The organism is Prevotella lacticifex, assembly GCF_019973375.1.
GTDB classification, from domain to species: Bacteria; Bacteroidota; Bacteroidia; order Bacteroidales; family Bacteroidaceae; genus Prevotella; species Prevotella lacticifex.
The window spans coordinates 62,082-80,580 of sequence record NZ_BPTV01000004.1; the positions used below are offsets into that span (position 1 = coordinate 62,082).

12 protein-coding genes are annotated in these 18,499 nt (G+C 54.2%); 4 read left to right on the forward strand and 8 right to left on the reverse strand.

Annotated features, from left to right (window positions below):
• Positions 1-25: 25 nt before the first annotated feature.
• From LDN30_RS15630 to bamG, 6 genes are all read right to left on the reverse strand, one after another.
• Positions 26-1,441 carry an MATE family efflux transporter gene (locus tag LDN30_RS15630; protein WP_223927156.1) on the reverse strand — a complete coding sequence of 472 codons (1,416 nt, stop codon included), beginning with the start codon at positions 1,439-1,441 and terminating at the stop codon, positions 26-28.
• Positions 1,438-4,008 (reverse strand): endonuclease MutS2, encoded by a 2,571-nt coding sequence (locus LDN30_RS15635; protein WP_223927157.1) that lies wholly within the window; start codon positions 4,006-4,008, stop codon positions 1,438-1,440. The genes LDN30_RS15630 and LDN30_RS15635 overlap by 4 nt, the downstream gene beginning before the upstream one ends.
• A 95-nt stretch (positions 4,009-4,103) precedes the next feature.
• The gene (locus LDN30_RS15640; protein ID WP_223927158.1) at positions 4,104-6,263 is read right to left on the reverse strand and encodes a peptidylprolyl isomerase; all 2,160 of its coding nucleotides are present in this window, start codon (positions 6,261-6,263) and stop codon (positions 4,104-4,106) included.
• Between the two features lie 133 nt (positions 6,264-6,396).
• Positions 6,397-7,683, reverse strand: a complete 1,287-nt coding sequence (locus tag LDN30_RS15645) for a hemolysin family protein (protein ID WP_223927159.1) — start codon at positions 7,681-7,683, stop codon at positions 6,397-6,399.
• A 19-nt stretch (positions 7,684-7,702) separates the two neighbouring features.
• The gene (gene lptC, locus LDN30_RS15650; protein WP_373316571.1) at positions 7,703-8,368 is read right to left on the reverse strand and encodes an LPS export ABC transporter periplasmic protein LptC; all 666 of its coding nucleotides are present in this window, start codon (positions 8,366-8,368) and stop codon (positions 7,703-7,705) included.
• 98 nt (positions 8,369-8,466) lie between these two features.
• The gene (gene bamG, locus LDN30_RS15655) at positions 8,467-9,774 is read right to left on the reverse strand and encodes a BamG family beta-barrel-assembly machinery protein (RefSeq protein WP_223927161.1); all 1,308 of its coding nucleotides are present in this window, start codon (positions 9,772-9,774) and stop codon (positions 8,467-8,469) included.
• 114 nt (positions 9,775-9,888) lie between these two features.
• Between bamG and LDN30_RS15660 the strand changes: the two genes are divergently transcribed.
• From LDN30_RS15660 to LDN30_RS15675, 4 genes are all read left to right on the forward strand, one after another.
• Positions 9,889-11,073 carry an Lnb N-terminal periplasmic domain-containing protein gene (locus LDN30_RS15660; RefSeq protein WP_373316564.1) on the forward strand — a complete coding sequence of 395 codons (1,185 nt, stop codon included), beginning with the start codon at positions 9,889-9,891 and terminating at the stop codon, positions 11,071-11,073.
• Positions 11,070-11,426: a hypothetical protein gene (locus LDN30_RS15665; protein WP_223927163.1), complete on the forward strand. Its 357-nt coding sequence runs from the start codon at positions 11,070-11,072 to the stop codon at positions 11,424-11,426. Before LDN30_RS15660 ends, LDN30_RS15665 begins: the two co-directional genes overlap by 4 nt.
• A gap of 131 nt (positions 11,427-11,557) precedes the next feature.
• Positions 11,558-14,923: a preprotein translocase subunit SecA gene (gene secA / locus LDN30_RS15670; RefSeq protein WP_223927164.1), complete on the forward strand. Its 3,366-nt coding sequence runs from the start codon at positions 11,558-11,560 to the stop codon at positions 14,921-14,923.
• Between the two features lie 9 nt (positions 14,924-14,932).
• A complete protein-coding gene (locus LDN30_RS15675; protein ID WP_223927165.1) occupies positions 14,933-15,637 on the forward strand; it encodes an ABC transporter ATP-binding protein in 705 nt (234 codons plus the stop codon).
• Positions 15,638-16,031: 394 nt separating this feature from the next.
• On the opposite strand, the gene LDN30_RS15680 is transcribed toward LDN30_RS15675, so the two are convergent.
• Together LDN30_RS15680 and LDN30_RS15685 are read right to left on the reverse strand one after the other, a co-directional pair.
• A complete protein-coding gene (locus tag LDN30_RS15680) occupies positions 16,032-16,232 on the reverse strand; it encodes a hypothetical protein (protein WP_223927166.1) in 201 nt (66 codons plus the stop codon).
• A gap of 74 nt (positions 16,233-16,306) precedes the next feature.
• Positions 16,307-18,292: an Ig-like domain-containing protein gene (locus tag LDN30_RS15685; RefSeq protein WP_223927167.1), complete on the reverse strand. Its 1,986-nt coding sequence runs from the start codon at positions 18,290-18,292 to the stop codon at positions 16,307-16,309.
• Positions 18,293-18,499 lie beyond the last annotated feature (207 nt).

Genomic DNA, 18,499 nt, shown 5'->3' on the forward strand with positions numbered 1-18,499 from the left:
TCTTTTCTGCATTAATGAGCAAATACTATACCGACATAAATTTCGATTTGTGGACAATGACACCCTGAACGGCCCCACGGCATGCGAGATAAGCCAGGAAAGCTATCCACAGGCCGTCGTTGGCAAGCGCTGCCGACAGCGACAGATAGAGGACGAAGAAGAGTGCCGTGGCCAGTGCCGAGGAGACGAGCATACCCCTTGTGGCCGTTACACCGATGAACACGCCGTCGTAGATGAACGCCATCACACCACAGACGGGAATGGCCACGGCCCACGGCAGATAGCGCATGGCAGCCCGAACAACATGGGTGTCGCTCGTCAGCAAGCCGAGAAAGTCCTGACCACCAACGGCATAGAGGACCGTAAAGACCACCGTCATAGCCGCTCCCCACACATACAGACGGCGGACGAGCAAGCGGAAGCTCGCGCTGTCGCCCGCACCGTAGTACTTTCCACAGAGGGCCTCACCGGCATAGGCAAAGCCGTCCATGAAATAGGAGAAGAGGGTGTAGAGCGTCATCAGCAGTGCGTTGACGGCAAGAATCAGCGATCCCTGCCTACCTCCTGCCGAAACGAAATATAGGTTTACGGCCACGAGACAGAGGGTGCGCAGGAAGATGTCGCGGTTGACGGCGAAGAAGTTGCGCAGCGACACCCTGTCAGCGTCAGCGGCCGCATGATTTCCGGTGGCAGCATCATTCGATTGCGTAGCCGGTGCTGCATTTTGTTGGTTACAATCCTGTCCTAATGAGGCACTGGCATCGGTCTCAGCAGATGATTCCGAAGCACCGGCTGCTGCCCAACTCGCTGATGTTCTGCGCCTTAGCCACACCATTCCGGCGGCGGCCATCAGTGCTCCCGACCACTGGGCGATGAGTGTTCCGGCAGCGATGCCCTCTATCTTCCAGTGGAGGACGAAGACGAAGAACAGGCTCGCCACGATGTTCACCACATTCTGGATGATGGCGATGGCCATTGGCAGACGGGAGTCCTGCATGCCGATGAACCAGCCGTTGGCGGCATAGAGGGTGAGCATGGCCGGCGCTCCCCACACGACGATGTCGAAATACTGGCCTACAAAGGTCACCGACTCTGCCGGGGTGTTCATAGCCCAGATCATGAACCTCAGCACGGGAACCTGCATGACGACGAAGAAGAGGCCTATGGCCACGGCTGTCCGCAGCGACAGCGAGAGTACAGCGGTGGTGGCCACGGCACTGCGCCGTCCGTAGGCCTGGGCCGTCATGCCGCTCGTGCCCATGCGCAGGAACCCAAAAATCCAGTATATGACGTTGAAAATCATCGATCCCGTGGCTATGGCCGAGATGTAATCGGCACCGCCGATATGGCCGACGATGGTGAGGTCGACGAGGCCGAGGAGCGGAACGGTGATATTGCTGATGATGGCCGGGACGGCGATGGCAAGGATTTCTCTGTTCATAGCTCCACAACAGTTATTCCGGCACCACCGAAACGCACGTCCTCGTCGTGGAAGTTGCGCACGTTAGGGACGGTGGCGAGATACTGGCGGATGAGGGTGCGGAGGATGCCGTTGCCCTTGCCGTGGAGGATATGGACGTCGGCGACCCCCACGAGGATGGCATCGTCGAGGAAATGCTGCACGGCGTTGAGGGCCTCGTCGGCCCGCATGCCACGGACGTCAATCTCCTGACGGAAGTTGTTGCGGTGCTCATCGATGGTCTGACGGGTCATCCGGCTGCCCGGCGAGTAGGTCTGGAGGTTGTTCAGCGACGACGACGCAGGCTGAGCCTCACTCTTCACCTCCACCCTCTCGAGGCGGCCGATGTCCATCTTCGACCGCATATCGCCGAAGGCCACAGTGGCCTGCTTGCCGCTGACGGCCTCGACGGTGCCGACGGAGGTCAGTCCCTTGATGCGGACGCTGTCGCCGACGCTGATGGGACGGTTGGCCGTGGCCGCCGAAGTACGCTTTCCGTCCTCGGCCTTGCGCTTGGCTTTCTCGGCGAGATGCCGCTCGTGGCGGGCCTTGCGCGAGTTTATCTGCTCCACCTTCTTACGGAAGTCGTCGTCGGTCATGAGGCCGTGGTTCTTAACCTTGCCGCCTTTAGATGTCGACGAGGGCAGTTCACCGGCCTTCACACCCTGTTCATACTCAGCGAGTTGCTGGCGCAGCCGCTTCGTCGACTCCTTTTCGGCCTGACTCTCACGAATCTCGCGGATGGTGTTCTCGATGCGCTGGTTGGTGGCCTTGATGAGTTCGGCAGCCTGCTCACGGGCCTTGTCGAGGATCTCCTTGCGGGCCTTATCGACGTCAGTGACCCCGTGCTCATATTTTTCGATAGCACGCTCTAACTCCTTCTCCTTCTGATGGATAGTCTGGCGCTTGCTCTCCCAGTAGCGTTTGTCGCGGACGATGTCCTGGAGGTATTTATCACTCTGGATGTAATCGGAACCGACGATATCGGACGCGTCCCGGATGACCTCATCGGGGATGCCCGTCTGTCGTGCTATCTCGATGGCGAACGAGCTACCGGGGCGTCCGATGGCAAGCCGGAAGAGCGGTTTCATGAGATGACGGTCGTAGAGCATGGCACCGTTGGCGACGTGGTCGTGGCTGTCGGCGAAGTGTTTAAGGTTCTGATAGTGAGTGGTGATGACGGCCCACGCGCCCTTCTTCCACAGTTGCTTCAGCACGCTCTCGGCGATGGCGCCGCCAATCTGTGGCTCGGTACCGGTGCCGAACTCGTCGATGAGGATAAGGGTGCGGTCGGAGGCCTGCTTCATCATATTCTTCATATTATATAGATGTGACGAATATGTGCTGAGGTCGTTTTCTAAGCTCTGCTCATCGCCGATGTCGATCATCAGGTCGGAGAATACGCCCACACGCGAACGGTCACCGACGGGAATCGGCATTCCGCACTGCACCATATACTGCAGGAGGGCGACGGTCTTCAGACAGACGCTCTTTCCGCCGGCGTTAGGACCGGAGATGATAAGCATGCGCTTGTCGGGAGTGAGCATAATGTCGAGCGGAACGATGGCTCCGGCGAGGTGGGTCTCAAGCAACGGGTGCCGCGCCTGTATCCAGTCGATATACGGCTTATCGGCAATGGTGGGCTCGAAGGCCCTGTATTTTCCGGCAAAAAGGGCCTTGGCATGGATGAAATCGACGGCGGCGAGGAAGTCGTAGGAGTCGAGCATCTCGCGGACATAGGGTCGGATGATCTTCGAAATCTCCGTCAGTATGCGCACTATCTCCCTGCGCTCGTCGCTCTCCAACTCGCGTATGCGGTTATTGGCCTCCACGACCTGCGTCGGCTCTATATATACGGTGCGGCCGGTGGCACTCTCGTCGTGGACGATACCGGCGATGCGGCGTTTCAGTCCGGGGGCCACGGGAATGACAAGACGGCCGTCGCGGACGGCGGGGGTGACGTCCTTGTCGACGACTCCCTCACTCTGTGCCGACTTGAGGATACCGAGCAGCGTGCGCGAAATGGACCCTTCGGTGCGTGCGAGCTCCCGTCGGATATCGTTGAGCTGCGGCGATGCCGTATCGCGCATGCGGCCGAACTTATCGATAATCTGTTCTATGCGCGACACTATCCGCGGGAACGTGGCCACACCGTCGGCGAGGTCGTGGAGCGCCGGATAGTAATAGGTGACGTTGCCCTCGTCGTCCTCGTCGCCACGATAGAGGTAAGCGGTGAGCGCGATGATGGTCTGCAGCGACCGTTTGAGGTCGAAAAGCTCACCCTCGTCCATGTGGGTGCCCTCGAGACGGACGTGTTTCAGGCTGTCGCGGACATCAATGAAGTTGTCGAGGGGGAAACCGTCGGCCGTCTCGAGGATACGCCGCATCTCGCGGATTTCGTCCATGCGGACGTTCAGCTCCTCGGCATCATCGGTGAAAGCCATCGTCTCGACGAGGCTCTTGCCGAGCGTCGAGAGGCAGAATCCCTTGAGAATATTGCGTATTTCGACGAATCCGATTTTCTGCTCGTAGTTCTTTGGATAAATCATATCTATTATCAACAAATACGGGGCTAAAGACAAATCATGCCCTCAGCCCCGCATCGAAAATGTGTTTTTATATTGTTCTTTGCCTAAATTTCAGCTTAGAAGAACAGGTAACGGTTGTCGACGATACCAGCCTGCTGCTGGAGGTCGTTCATGAAGCCCTGCATTACCTGCATCGACTGCATAGCGCAGTTCTGCATCTCCTGCTGTTCGTTATACTTGGCACCAGCGCGCATAGCCTTGCGAACGACCTGGAAGACGTAAACTCCGGCGTTGCCCTTGACAGGAGCACTGACGAACTTGCCCTGAGCAGTGCGCGCAACAGCACCCGAGAGTGCCGGCTCGACAGAGCCAGTGGTCTGGACGAAGGCTGGCGAAGCGAATGTCACCTTGTCGACTGTCGACACCTTGCCACCCTTGGCAGCAGCAGCCTGGATGCTATTGACACCCTTGAGCTTAGCCATAATCATCTCGGCTTTCTTGTCCTTGAGCACCTCGCGCTTCACAATCTCCTTGACCTGAGGATCGTCGAGACCGCGATAGCCCTGCGGGTGAATCTTATTGAGGTAGACGACGAGCAGGTAGTCGTTGTCGCCGGCCTCGTAGAGAGGTGATACCTCACCCTCTTTGGCTTTCCAGACCCACTTCAGAGCGTCCTTGATACCGGATCCGCCGACCTGTCCAATCTTGTGAGCCGAGGTAGCGATATCGTTCTGATCCTGAACAGTATAGCCATACTTGCGGGCGTTCTTCTGGAGTTGGTCGAGGGTTGTGCTCTTAGTGACGAACTCGCTGAACTTGTTGTAAGCCTCAGTACGGGTATCCTTAGAGAAGTCGATAATCTTCTTGATGACACCGGCAGTGAATTTCTCCTTCATAGCCTTGCGGTCGGTGACCTCAACGATGACGTTACCCTCGTCGAAGGCGATATTCTGAACCTTGTTGACCTCACCGGTGAGAAGGGCGTTGATGAGCTTACGGCTGTCGTCGTTCATCGTCGTAGCACCCTCATACATCTTTCCGGTGAACCAAGTCTGCTGACCCTGCTGGCCATAACGCTTAGCTACATCCTCAAATTTGGCACCGCCGGCGAGAGCCTTGGTGATGCTGTCGGCCTTTGTGCGGGCCTCGTCAGGAGTGTTTGCCGTAACCTGAATCTGACGATACTGGACAGAGTCGGGCAGCTCCTGCTTCGAAATGAGACGGATAATGTTCAGAGTATTGTCGGCTTTCGACTCGAAGACGCCTGTTGTACCGACGGCCATAGAGTCTATTTTGGCTGCAATGTCCTGAGGATAAGCATCCTTCGACACCGGCACACCGAGGTAAGGCACCTGCGAGTTGCTCTTGCCGACGACCTGTGCCGGGTCGGCAGCGGTAGCGAGCTGCTTCTGATAGCCGTTCATCTCCTTGACGAGAGCGTTGCGGTCGGCAGCCGATGCCTTAATCTGATAAGCGACATACTTCAGGTCACGGGTCTCGAAGAGCTGCTTGAAGGCTGGCTTCAGCTCATCATACTTGGCCTTGAGGTCGTCGTCGCTAATCTTAACCTGGCTGTCCTTGATATCGCTGTAGGCGAAGGAAGCGCACTGGATGGTAGCCTCCTCATTCTCGTCCTTGAAAGCGAGCTTAGCCTCTGCCTTGTTCGACAGCACGCTGGCCTGGACGAGCATGCTGTATTTCTGCTGCAGAAGGTCGTGGCGGAGCTGGTTCTCGCAGTACAGCCAGAGGTCGCGCGACTGCTTGATCTGGTCGGCCATCTGCGGATTGGAGTTGATAGCCTTGTCGTAGTCGGCGAGGAACTGCTGGACGATGGAATAGTCGAAGCGCCCTGTCTGCTGGTTGTAGAACTGCGGGATAGGGATATCGCGCTGGAGCAGAGGGCTCGAACCGTCCTTGAGGATATTGTTAACCTCGTCGTCGGTGACGGTCAGACCCACTTTCTTGGCGTCGTTCTCGATGATGGCGTACTGCACGTACTGCTGCCACACACCGTCGCGGAGCTGGTTGAGCTGGTCCTCAGTGAGGTTGTCGGTACCAGCGAGCATCTTCTGCGCGTTGGTAACATCGTCGACGAGTTTCTGATAGTCTTGAACACTGATTTTCTTACCGAGGACCTCACCAATCTGTTGGTGAGCCTCGCCCTTGATACCATTACAAGAGCGGAAAGCCTCCTCGGCAATGAAAGCAAAAAGGCCCAGACCGATGATGATAATCAGGGTCACGCCTCTGCTTCTGATTTTTCCTAATGCTGCCATTGTTTGTTTTTATCTTTTTGTTTTTATTTTTTTATTCAGCGATTGAAAATTGCCCACAAAATTACAAAGAAATTAGGAATTAACGCAATTTTTCACCAATTATTTCATTTTATGCATCGCGAACTGCGTTTTGCTACTCTTCCTTGCTGTCGACATGGAGTTTGACGAGCTCAATCTTTGTCATCGTACTCTTGAGAATCTTGAACTCAAAACGGCCCACCCTGACGACCTCGTTGAGCTTCGGAAAGCTCTGATACTCATGGAGAATAAGTCCGCTGATGGTCATATACTCATCACTTTCGGGGAGGTCGAGGTCGAACATCTCGTTGACATTGTCGACTTCGAGTCGCGCCGACAGCAGATAATCGCCGTCCTTGAGGCGTTTTGCCACGTAGTTGGTGTTGTCGTGCTCGTCCTCAATATCGCCGAAAATCTCCTCGACGATATCCTCCAACGATACTATGCCGCTCGTTCCGCCAAACTCATCGACGACAACGCCGAGGCTCTTCTTCTCGCGGAGAAAGGTCTGGAGGAGTTTCTGCGCCGCCATCGTCTCCGGGACGAAAGGCATTTTGCGGATATTCTGCCGCCAGTTCTGCGGGTCGCGGAACATCTCCGAGGAGTGTATGTAGCCGATAATGTGGTCGATGTCGCCCTTGAAGACGATAATCTTGCTGTTTCCGCTCTCGATAAACTTCTGCTGAAGCTCCTCGACGGTGCAGTCGTCGGTGTCGACGGCATTGATCTCGGTGCGCGGCACCATGCAGTCGCGGACCTTGGTGTCGGGAAAATCGAGGGCATTCTGGAAGATTTTCACCTCGTCGTCGATGTCGTCATCGCTCTTGGCACTGTCGATACTCGACTGGAGGAGATAGTCGAGGTCGACCTTCGTAAAGGCGCCGAGCTCCTCCTCTTTCGGGATTTTCACCCCCACGATACGGAGCATCAGCCGCGACAGCCACGTCGAAAAGACGCTCAGCGGCCAGAGAATGATATAGAACAGATAGGCCAGCGGCGCAAAGAGCGTCAGCAGTCGGTTCGGATTGCTCTTAAACAGCGACTTAGGCAGAAATTCGCCGGTAAAAAGGACGATGAGCGTGGAGCATATCGTATCGAGGACGACAAGCGACGCCCCATTCGTAATACCCATCAAACCCCATAACCTGTCGAAAATCTGGGCAAAGAGAATACCGTAGACGACAAGCACGATATTGTTGCCGACGAGCATTGTCGATACGAAGCCGTTGGGGTTATGATAGAACTTGTCGAGACAATGGCGCGCTACGCTGTTCGTATCGTCCTTGTCGATTTCGGCCTGCAGGCGGCTCGACGACACGAAGGCTATCTCCATGCCCGAGAAGAAGGCCGACAGGGCCATCGTTATTAATATACTTATTATTAAAGGTAGTTGTTCTTCCATTATCGTTTTCCTCTCCGGGTCATTTCGTTTCCGCCGCCACGTGGTGGAATTTAGGCTTATTAGGGCCTACGGGGTGCGGTCCTGAGGCCGACGGTCCGTTCACCGTGTCGTTGACAGCAGCCGGCGACGGTGCTGCCGACGGGGACATGCCACCGCCGTTCTGCCCGAAATTCGACTTATTCTTGTCAAATTTGCCGTGCGTCTGGCGGATTTCATACTTCGACATATCGTCATTGCCCTCAAACCAGTTGCCGTCGATTTCCTTATCGGGCATCTTCAGGTGAGAGTAGCTGTACGACCAAATCTTATGATTCTGCTCGTCCCAGTAGAGCTGGTCGCTCTGGAAGCTCGTTCCCTGGGGGTTGAGGATGCGCACGCGGCCCCGCAGCTGCCACTTGCGCAGCTTGTCGTAGTAGACGGCGGAGTCGCACTGGATATATCCCGTGATATGCATTTTCTCGTCGAACTGGGTGAGCAGCACACCCTTATCGAAGACCCACCGCGACGGATTCTTCGCCTCGTTGACCTCCCACCGCTCGGCCACAAGCCGGTACTTGATGACTCCGGAGTCGGAGATAAGCGTATTCACGCCATTGGTGACCATGGCCGGAACGGAGTCGCGGGCATGAATGGCCGGTGCCGTATGCTCATGCTCCTCCTGGCAGGAACCGAAGGCCACCGCCAAAAGGACAATTCCGGCTATGAGCAGGGCTTTACCTCTGCCCCACCCTGCCGCCGGCAGCCACCGCCCGAGGCCGATGAATCTATGCCATTCGTCCATCGTTACTCGACCTTAAACTTAGCGAACCACCGCTCGTTGAACGTCAGACCAAGGGTAAACATAAACGTATTTTCCTTGATAAGGTTCGTAGCACTGCGGTTTATCCACGAGGCAGTGATATTGAGGATACTGCGGTTGTTGTACGTATTGATTATTGGGATGCCGAAACCGACACTCGCCGACACCTCCTTAGGGCCGTCCACACCGTTAATGGTCTGATACGAAGGCACATAGCTCAAGCCGGCGCGATAGTGAATGCGGCTGAACAGACTGCGATAGCGCTCGCCACGGCAGTAGTCGCCGCCGAGGGTGAACCGCGAGCGGTCCTTCATCGTACCGCCAACGAGGCTGTACGATGCCACATTATTCGTAACCTGATACTGCGGCATGCCGATGCTGCCCCACTTTTCCAATTGATAGTCGAAACCGATTTTCAGTCTGTTGAGGTGACTCCACATCAGTCCGGCACCGAACCGGTCGGGAAGTGAGATTCCGTTTTTGATCGAATAGAGGGCTGTATCGTTGACGGAGGTCTGCGAGTTCGACGATACCACAAGGCACTCGGGGTCGGTATGCGTCTTATGGCCAGGCTCGTAGACGACTCCGAGGGTCACGGCGTCCTTCTTTCCCAAGGGCAGCGTGTACTGCGCACCGAAGGTCAGGCGGTAGCCTTTAACCTTCATCTTATAATATTTCGACAGCGTGTTGACATAGCTGTCGCTGTAGCTGTTGACTACCGACCGGTCGATGTCGCCCCACAGATACCCGGCATTGGCACCGAAGCTGAAGTTCTTAACCGGTTGCCAGCCCACACCGACAAACACCTCGTGCGCACCGCCGTCACCGCTGTAAGTATTTGAGTATGTAGGGTTTACGCTCTGCGTAGAGCTGAAGGCATTGACGTTAGCCGTATTCGAGTAGTTGTAGCCTACATTACTATATGGCAGGACACCGAAGGCAACACCGACGTGGCGTGCGGCACGGAAAGCACCCACGGCATACTCGAAGTCGGCGTTCTTGGCATTCTTCTTGATGCCGTTCTCGTTGAAATTCGTTACCTGGAAGCCCACCGCCGCATCGAAGATGAACGTCAGCGAGTCGAGGGCCGAATACGATGCCGGATTCTTCACGTTTACCTGGTTATGGTCGTGGAAACCGAACCCCACACCGTTCATGCCACGGTTGAAACCCGTCGACTGGTCGCTGAGAAGTCCAAGGCCGAACTGACTGTAAGGTGAGTTTGTACCGCTCTGGGCAAACACTGATACCGACACCGCCAACAGGCATGCGGCTATGATGATTTTCTTCATATATTGTCAATTGTTTTGAGATAAAAGACAACTTTTGTCCATTTCGGTGCAAAATTATTGAAAAAAATCGATATATCTGCATTATAAATGAAAAAGATGAGTTAATTTTGCATCGTGAAACAATTGAAAACAATTATACTGTCCACAATTCTGTCCATAGCATTGCTCCTGACGGCCACACCCGCCATGGCTTTCGACGTGGACAACGACTCCATCGACATCAGTCTGCTCACCTGCGGACCAGGCTCTGAGGTGTGGTCGGAATTTGGCCATACTGCCGTCCGAATCCACGACATCACCACCGGTGCCGACGTGGCCGTGAACTATGGCATGTTTTCCTCCAATACCCCACACTTCATCCCGAAATTCATTCTCGGCCTCACCGACTACTGGGTCGACGTGACGCCCTTCGACGAGTTCCTCGCCGAATACACCTACGAGGGCCGCAGCGTCATAGAGCAGCGCCTGAATATCACCCCCAGCGACAAGGCCGCCATCATCAAAGCCATCGACAGCAATATCCGACCGGAAAATAAGGTGTACCGCTACAATTTCTTCTACGACAACTGTACGACGCGGGCCCGCGACATTATCGTCGGCAATCTCAGCGGAAAGGTTTCATATCCGCCGGCAGAGGGCGACACCTGCACCTACCGTGCCATGCTCCACCGATGGACAAAGGACTATCCCTGGACGCAGTTCGGCGAGGACCTGCTCCTCGGTATCGGCGCCGACAGGCCCACGACAAAGGCTCAGCAGCAGTTTCTGCCCGACAATCTGCGCGCCGATTTCGACCGCACCGTCTACAACGGGCACCCTCTCGTCGTCAGCTCACAGATGATTCTCATGGCGCAGCCACACGACAACGGTGGCGGATTCCCGCTGACGCCCCTCGACATGGCGATGATTCTCTTCGTCGTAACCATTGCCCTCGAGATTGCGGAGCACCGGAAGAAGAAAATTTTCTGGGGCATTGACGTGTTCTATATGCTCCTCACGGGTCTCGCCGGACTCATCATCACGACGATGATCTTCTCCGAGCACCCAACGGTAAGGGTTAACTTGCTGATACTCATCCTCAATCCGCTGCCGCTCGTAGCACTCATTCCGGCCGTACGCAAGACCATCGCCCACAGCCGCTGCCACTGGTGGACAGTCTGGGAGATTCTCACCGTGGCATTCATCATAGGCGGATTTTTCCAGCATTATCCCTCAGGAATGATCGTTTTGGCATTCATTTTGCTCACACGACCACTGATGCATCATTATTTCGAAAAGAAAATTTACATCAATAAATGAACAGGTATCTCACCATACTCCTCGTATTCATCACTGCGACAGGCTCTGAGGCTCAGATCCTGACGTCGGCACTCGATGTTCAGTGCGGCAATATGCGCATTGAGCAGATGCTCTCGCCGGAGCAGCTGCGGACAATGGGTACCGACATAATGGCAGTCCTGAAAGCTCTGAACGGAGATACCGACAACACCACAGCCCACACATTCTATAATCATACCTTCATAGCGGCATCGCTCAACGCATCGTCGGCAACGCCCGCCGAACCCGTGACGAAATACTGGGCACGCCCGCTAATACGCCGCATGCCGTACATCGGCACGACGGTGTCTATTCGTGCGCCAAGCAGGCAGTGACCGTCAGCAGACCGGACCATAGCGTCCAGCGCTCCCGACGGCACCATTCAGCTTTTCAAAGAGGGGAAAGTCATTCCCCGACATTTACACATTATTATATATAACACGAATAGAACAATTTACAACAGATTATGAATTTCAATAAGATACTTAAATCCCTCTTCGGCGACAAGTCGACAAGGGACATGAAGAAGATACAGCCCGAGGTCGAGAAAATCAAGGCCGCATACGCCGAAATCGACAAACTCAGCAACGACGACCTCCGCGCCAAGACCAAGGAGATACAGCAGAAGGTGCAGGACGCCGGTAAGGAGCTGCGCCAGCAGCAGGCCGACCTCCGTGCGAAAATCGAGGACACACCTATCGACGAGCGCGAGAAAATCTTCACGCAGATAGACAAGCTCCACGACGAGGAGCTCGCAAAATATGAGGACGCACTCAACGAGGTGCTGCCGATAGCTTTTTCCATCGTCAAGAGTACGGCACGGCGATTCTCGGAGAACGAGGAGACCATCGTCACGGCTACCGACTTCGACCGTGAGCTCGCCGCTGACCCGAAGAACGACTTCATCGAAATACGCGACGACAAGGCCGTGTACCATAATCACTGGACTGCCGGAGGCAACGACCTGACATGGAAGATGGTTCACTACGACGTACAGCTCTTCGGTGGTGTCGTCCTCCATCAGGGAAAGATTGCCGAGATGGCTACCGGTGAGGGTAAGACCCTCGTTGCTACATTGCCTGTATTCCTTAACGCGCTCACAGGCAACGGAGTACACGTCGTCACCGTCAACGACTATCTGGCCAAGCGTGACTCCGAGTGGATGGGACCGCTCTACGAGTTCAACGGCCTCAGCGTCGACTGCATCGACAAGCACCGCCCGAACTCGGAGGAGCGCCGCAAGGCTTATCAGGCCGATATCACCTTCGGAACAAACAACGAATTCGGTTTCGACTACCTCCGCGACAATATGGCCATAAGTCCCGCCGACCTCGTGCAGCGCGAGCATAACTACGCCATCGTCGACGAGGTCGACTCGGTGCTCATCGACGATGCCCGCACACCGTTAATCATCTCAGGACCAGTGCCTAAGGGCGACGACCAGATGTATGAGGAATACCAGCCGCTCGTCGAGAAACTCTATGAGGTACAGCGCAAGCAGGCTACAGAGCTCCTCGCCGAGGCACGCAGCAAGATCAGCGAGGGACAGCAGATGATGAGCTCCGACTCGAAGAAGGGGGCACAGCTCCTCGAGGAGGGATTCCTTGCACTCTACCGCTCACACCTCGCCCTGCCGAAGAACAAACCGCTCATCAAGTACCTCTCGGAGGACGGAATAAAGAGCGGAATGTTAAAGACAGAGGAGTTCTACATGGCCAACAACAACCGCGAGATGCCGAAGGCCGTAGAGCCGCTGTACTTCGTCGTCGACGAAAAGCTCAATTCGGCCGACCTCACCGATAAGGGTACCGACTGGCTGGCAAAGCAGACAAACGATGCCCAGCTCTTCGTCCTACCCGACATCACATCGCAACTCTCGGAGCTCGAGCAGGAGCATAACGACGGAAAAATAACCGACGAGGAATACGTCGACCGCAAGGACGACCTGATGTCGCACTACGGCGTACAGAGCGAGCGCGTACACACGCTACAGCAGCTCCTCAAGGCCTACACCATGTTCAACAAGGACGACGAGTATGTCGTCATGGACGGTGAGGTGAAAATCGTCGACGAGCAGACAGGACGTATCATGGAGGGACGACGCTGGAGCGACGGACTCCATCAGGCTATCGAGGCCAAGGAGCACGTCAAGGTCGAGGCCGCCACACAGACCTTCGCTACCATCACCCTGCAAAACTACTTCCGTATGTACCATAAGCTCGCCGGAATGACGGGTACGGCATCGACGGAGGCCGGCGAGTTCTGGGACATCTACAAACTCGATGTTGTGGAGATTCCTACCAACAAACCGGTAATACGTAAGGACCTCGACGACCGTGTCTACAAGACGGCGCGTGAAAAGTATAAGGCTGTCATCGACGAGATTGAGGCTATGCGCAACAGCGGGCGCCCGTGCCTCGTGGGTACCACCTCGGTAGAAATCTCGGAATTGCTCAGTAAGATGCTGAAGATGAGAAACATACCGCACCAGGTGCTGAACGCCAAACTCCACCAGAAGGAGGCACAGATTGTGGCCCTCGCCGGACAGTCGACGAACGGCAAGGGTGCCGTGACCATCGCCACGAACATGGCAGGTCGTGGTACCGATATCAAGCTGTCGCCGGAGGTGAAGGCTGCCGGCGGACTCGCCATCATCGGTACTGAGCGCCACGAGAGCCGCCGTGTCGACCGTCAGCTGCGTGGTCGTGCAGGACGTCAGGGCGACCCGGGATCATCGGTATTCTACGTATCGCTCGAGGATAAGCTCATGCGACTCTTCGGTTCTGAGCGCATTGCACGCATCATGGACCGCATGGGACTCGAGGACGGTGAGCGTATCGAGTCGCCGCTGATATCAAAGAGCATCGAGAGAGCACAGAAGAAGGTCGAGGAGAACAACTTCGGTATCCGTAAGCACCTCCTCGAATACGACGACGTGATGAACAAGCAGCGTACCGTCATCTACGAGAAGCGGCGCCACGCTCTCATGGGTGAGCGCATAGGTATGGACATCGCAAACGTCATCTGGGACCGCGTGCTGAATATCATCGAGAAGAACGATTACGACGGAGCAAAGGAGAAATTCCTCAAAGTCCTCGCCATGGAGATTCCGTTCGATGCCGATGAGTTCATCAACGGCAACAAGAGCGACCTCGCCGAGCGCGCTTATCAGACGGCAATGGCTGCCTTCAAGCGTAAGACGGAGCGCATCGAGAGTGTGGCATGGCCGATAATAAAGAATGTCTACGAGACACAGGGGGCTCTCTACGAGCGTATCATGGTGCCAATCACCGACGGCAAGCGACTCTACAATATCCCCTGCGACCTCAAGGAGGCTTACGACACCGAGGCTAAATCGGTCGTGAAGCAGTTCGAGAAGGTCATCATGCTCCACATCATCGACGACGACTGGAAGGAGAACCTCCGCCAGCTCGACGACCTGCGCCACAGCGTGCAGAACGCATCGTACGAGCAGAAGGACCCGTTAGTGGTGTTCAAACTCGAGAGCGCACACATCTGGGACGATATGATCGACGATATGTACGACCGCATCGCCAGCATACTCATGCGCGGACAGATTCCGGAGATGCAGCAGCAGGTGCAGGAGGCGGCTCCCGAGGAGCGCTCACAGCGCTACAACGAGCAGAAGGTCGACCTCGACGACGAGGCTGAGCGCGCTCAGCAGCAGGCAGCATCGCAGGACACACGCGAGACGGCCGATCAGGTCAACCACGTGCCCTACCGCGCCGAGAAGATGCCGCGACCTAACGACCCCTGCCCATGCGGTAGCGGAAAGAAATTCAAGAACTGTCACGGACGTAACATCAGATAACGACTGCCGATGACGGCTATTGATATCGACAATATCAGAAAGACGTTCGGGAATGTCACTGCTGTCGACATTCCCGAACTGAAGATTGAAAAGGGTGATCTCGTCGGACTCGTTGGAAACAACGGGGCCGGCAAGACCACCTTTCTTCGTTTGCTCCTCGACCTCTCACGACCCGATGAGGGCGCAGCGACGCTACACGGCGTCAACCCGCGGTTGTCGGAGGAATGGAAGGCATGGACGGGAGCATTCATCGACGAGGGATTCCTCATCGACTTTCTCAGTCCGAAAGAGTACTTCAATTTCATCGCACGTATCGACGGGATTCCAGCCGGAGAGCTCAGCGAACGCATCGAGCAGCTCCACAGTCTCACCGGCGACGAACTTCTCTCCACCCCGACACTCATCCGCAATCTTTCGGCAGGCAACCGACAGAAGGTGGGAATCGCCGCGGCACTCATCAACAACCCGCGAATAGTCATCCTCGACGAACCGTTCAACTTCCTCGACCCAAGCAGTCAGGAGGCACTGAAGAGGCTCCTCACCGACTACAACCGCACCACCGGTGCTACAATCATCGTCTCGAGCCACAACCTCCAGCTCGTCACCGACATCTCAACCCGCCTCCTCGTCATGGACCACGGCTCCATCGTCAAGAACATCATCAACGACAGTCCATCAGCGGCGGAGGAGCTCCGCGACTATTTTGCGGGGTAGGTTTTTCAGCTAAAGCATCAACAACAATGTAAAGATTATTCACACCTTTCCTTTCTTTCGCCCCTCTTTCTAATCCATTGTCTTCCAGAACCTTATCCATCCCGTCTATTTCGCGTTCTAAAACGGCCCGTTTCGTCCTCCCATCCGGTCCGTTTTGCACCGCAAAACGGCCCATTTCGCAAGCCCAAACGGCACCTATCCCAAAGCTGTAAATATTTTTCGCAGCCGCTATAGCCGCCCACATCCCCCATAGCGGCTATTGCTTCTATAGCTCCCTATGAAAGCCTATGCTCCCTATGAAAGCCTATGCTCCCCATGAAGCCCCCAAAAAAACAAAAAAAAGGCAGGCAGCCGAAGCCGCCCACCTTATATTATCTTCTACCGGAAGAAAGATTTACTCTTCCTCCTCGCTCCACAGATTCTGGCTTGCACCGACTACAGCATTGGTGCCAGGGCTTACGCCACCGACCGTAGGAGAATTTTCAAGGTTGGTTGGTGCTACTATGTTGATCTGAGGATCAGACTGCGAAGCAAGCAGACTCTCCATATCTATCTCTCTCACCTTCACTGAAGGCTTAACATAATTCTTTTTCATAATCGTTGCGAATTTATTGTTTGTCGGCAGGCATCACCCGAAGCGGCGATGCCAACCGACGGTTAATGATTTTCTTACTTGATATACTTCTTACCGTTCTGAATGACGACACCCTTATAGCTGTCGTTCACGCGCTGACCTGCGAGGTTGTACATTGGAGCATTGTCGTTGACGACGATACTGCCGTCGGCGGTGATGGCACTGATACCGGTAGCCTCACCACCGTCGATGCTGAACGACAGACCCTTGGCTGCGGCAGCGCTGACAGGACGGAAGACAGCGCGCATAGGCTTCATCGTCTCCGTACCGAGAGCACGATAGAACTTGTTGTCGGAAGAGATGAACCAGTCGCCGGCCTTCAAAGTGGTCTTGTCGTAAGAGCCGGTGAATGAGAATGCTGCATCGGAAGGAGTAGATGTCGGATCAGCCTTGACAACTTTGACACCGGAGAACTCATAAAGTTCTTTATTGTTAGCACCCCAGACGAATACCGGTGTGTTAGCGGTCAGAGCGGAAACTGATTGGAACTTAAGAGTGTAGGTGCCGTCATTATTTTTGGAAGTACCGGTATAGGTAGCGAACTTTGCATCTGCGCCGAACTTTGCAGCGAGCTGCTCAGCAGTGAGGTCGAACGGCAGAACGAGGGTGTTCCATGCGTTGGCGTTGAAGGTGCGGTCAATGATGACGGTACCGTTCTCACCGGCGGTGATGGCATTAGCATCAGCACCCTCGTCGATGGTGAAGTCGGGGGCGTAGCTGGAGAATACCATCTCCTTAGCTCCGGTCGTAACATAAACAGAAGGATTACCCATAAGGTCATAATCACCGGCTACATAAGTCTGCTTGCTCTTGAATACCGCGATAGTATTGCCATCCTTGTCCTTTGCGGTAGCATTGCCTGTTTTTGATGAAGGAGTAATACTAACATTCTTGATAACAATATACTTACATATATTCTCATCCTTCGTAGCATCTGTAATAGTCACCACAGTTGGTGTAGGAAGAGCATCCGTAGTCTTAGTGATCCCACCAATAGGGGCAAAAGCCGTAATCTCTGGCAGACCTTTATTTAACTTATAAGTGACGTTGGCAATACCGTTAAGTTTATCACCGACTGCATAGTTGAAATCTTTGTTCCAAACATCAACCGCGCCAGTGGCATCCTGCATGAAATGATTCAAACCATCGACATTTGTAACCTGTGCGTCGGTGAGGCGGACGGCAGCGTTAATATCTGCATTGCTGTATGCAGCTTTCAGCTCTGCAAGGTTCTGATATAAAAACTCTACGGTGATATTATATGTTGCGGTAGAGCCGACATGTGTATCATCGCCAGCGTAAGTAGCTGTGATTGTGGCCTTTCCTGCATTGTCTGTACTTACCAATACTTCACCACTGTTGGCATCAACAACAGCCACATTCTCATCCGAAGAACTGTATGTAATCTTTGCGCCCTCTACGGCAGGTGTCAGCGTTGCAGTCTGTGTGAAGGTCAAGCCCTCCTTATCACCCTTCCAGAAAGTCTTGTCTGCATTTTCACCAAAGGATAAAGAGGTAATGGTCTTGCCGGGCTCAGAAGAAATGTAATAAACAAGTTTAGAGATCTGAATCTGGCCGTTACTTGAATACTTCGGGTTGTCGACTACCAGACGGTAGTAAGCGTTGGCCTTAGGTGAAGATATAGTGTAAGCGACATCACCTGCTTTAGGAGTTGCTACCACAACTTTTTCGTCAACAGTAGAGAATTTAGGATCGGTTGAAACCTCAAGATAAGTTGTCTTTGGATTAGACTTAACGGCATCATAAGTAACTACAACCTTGGTAACGGCGGAAGAGTAAGCGTTAGAGTTAGCAATGGTAGCGATGCTGGCACCTTTTTTGCTCCCACATCTAACATAGAGCCATTCATTATTATAGTTGCTAAAATTACTGATGGTCCAATTGTCTTGCTTATCCTCAGACGTTGCAGTCCATTTTGTAGTGTAGTCATTCACCTTTGGCTGGGATGCTTTTGCAAAGTCGAGCGTTTTGTAAACGGCATCATCAGCTTGAGCGTTCATGCCCCCCCCGCAATTATCAGGGCGAGCAGCATAAGGTTGCGTAATAATCTACTCATAGTTTGATAAATTAGTTAAATATTATAAGTTTTTATTTCGAGTGTAAAGGTAGTTATATTTCCTTAATTATGCAAGAAAAACCTAACAAGAAAGACAAAATGCACGTTTTTTTAATGATAATGCAACAGAAGATACGAAAAAGCTGCTATA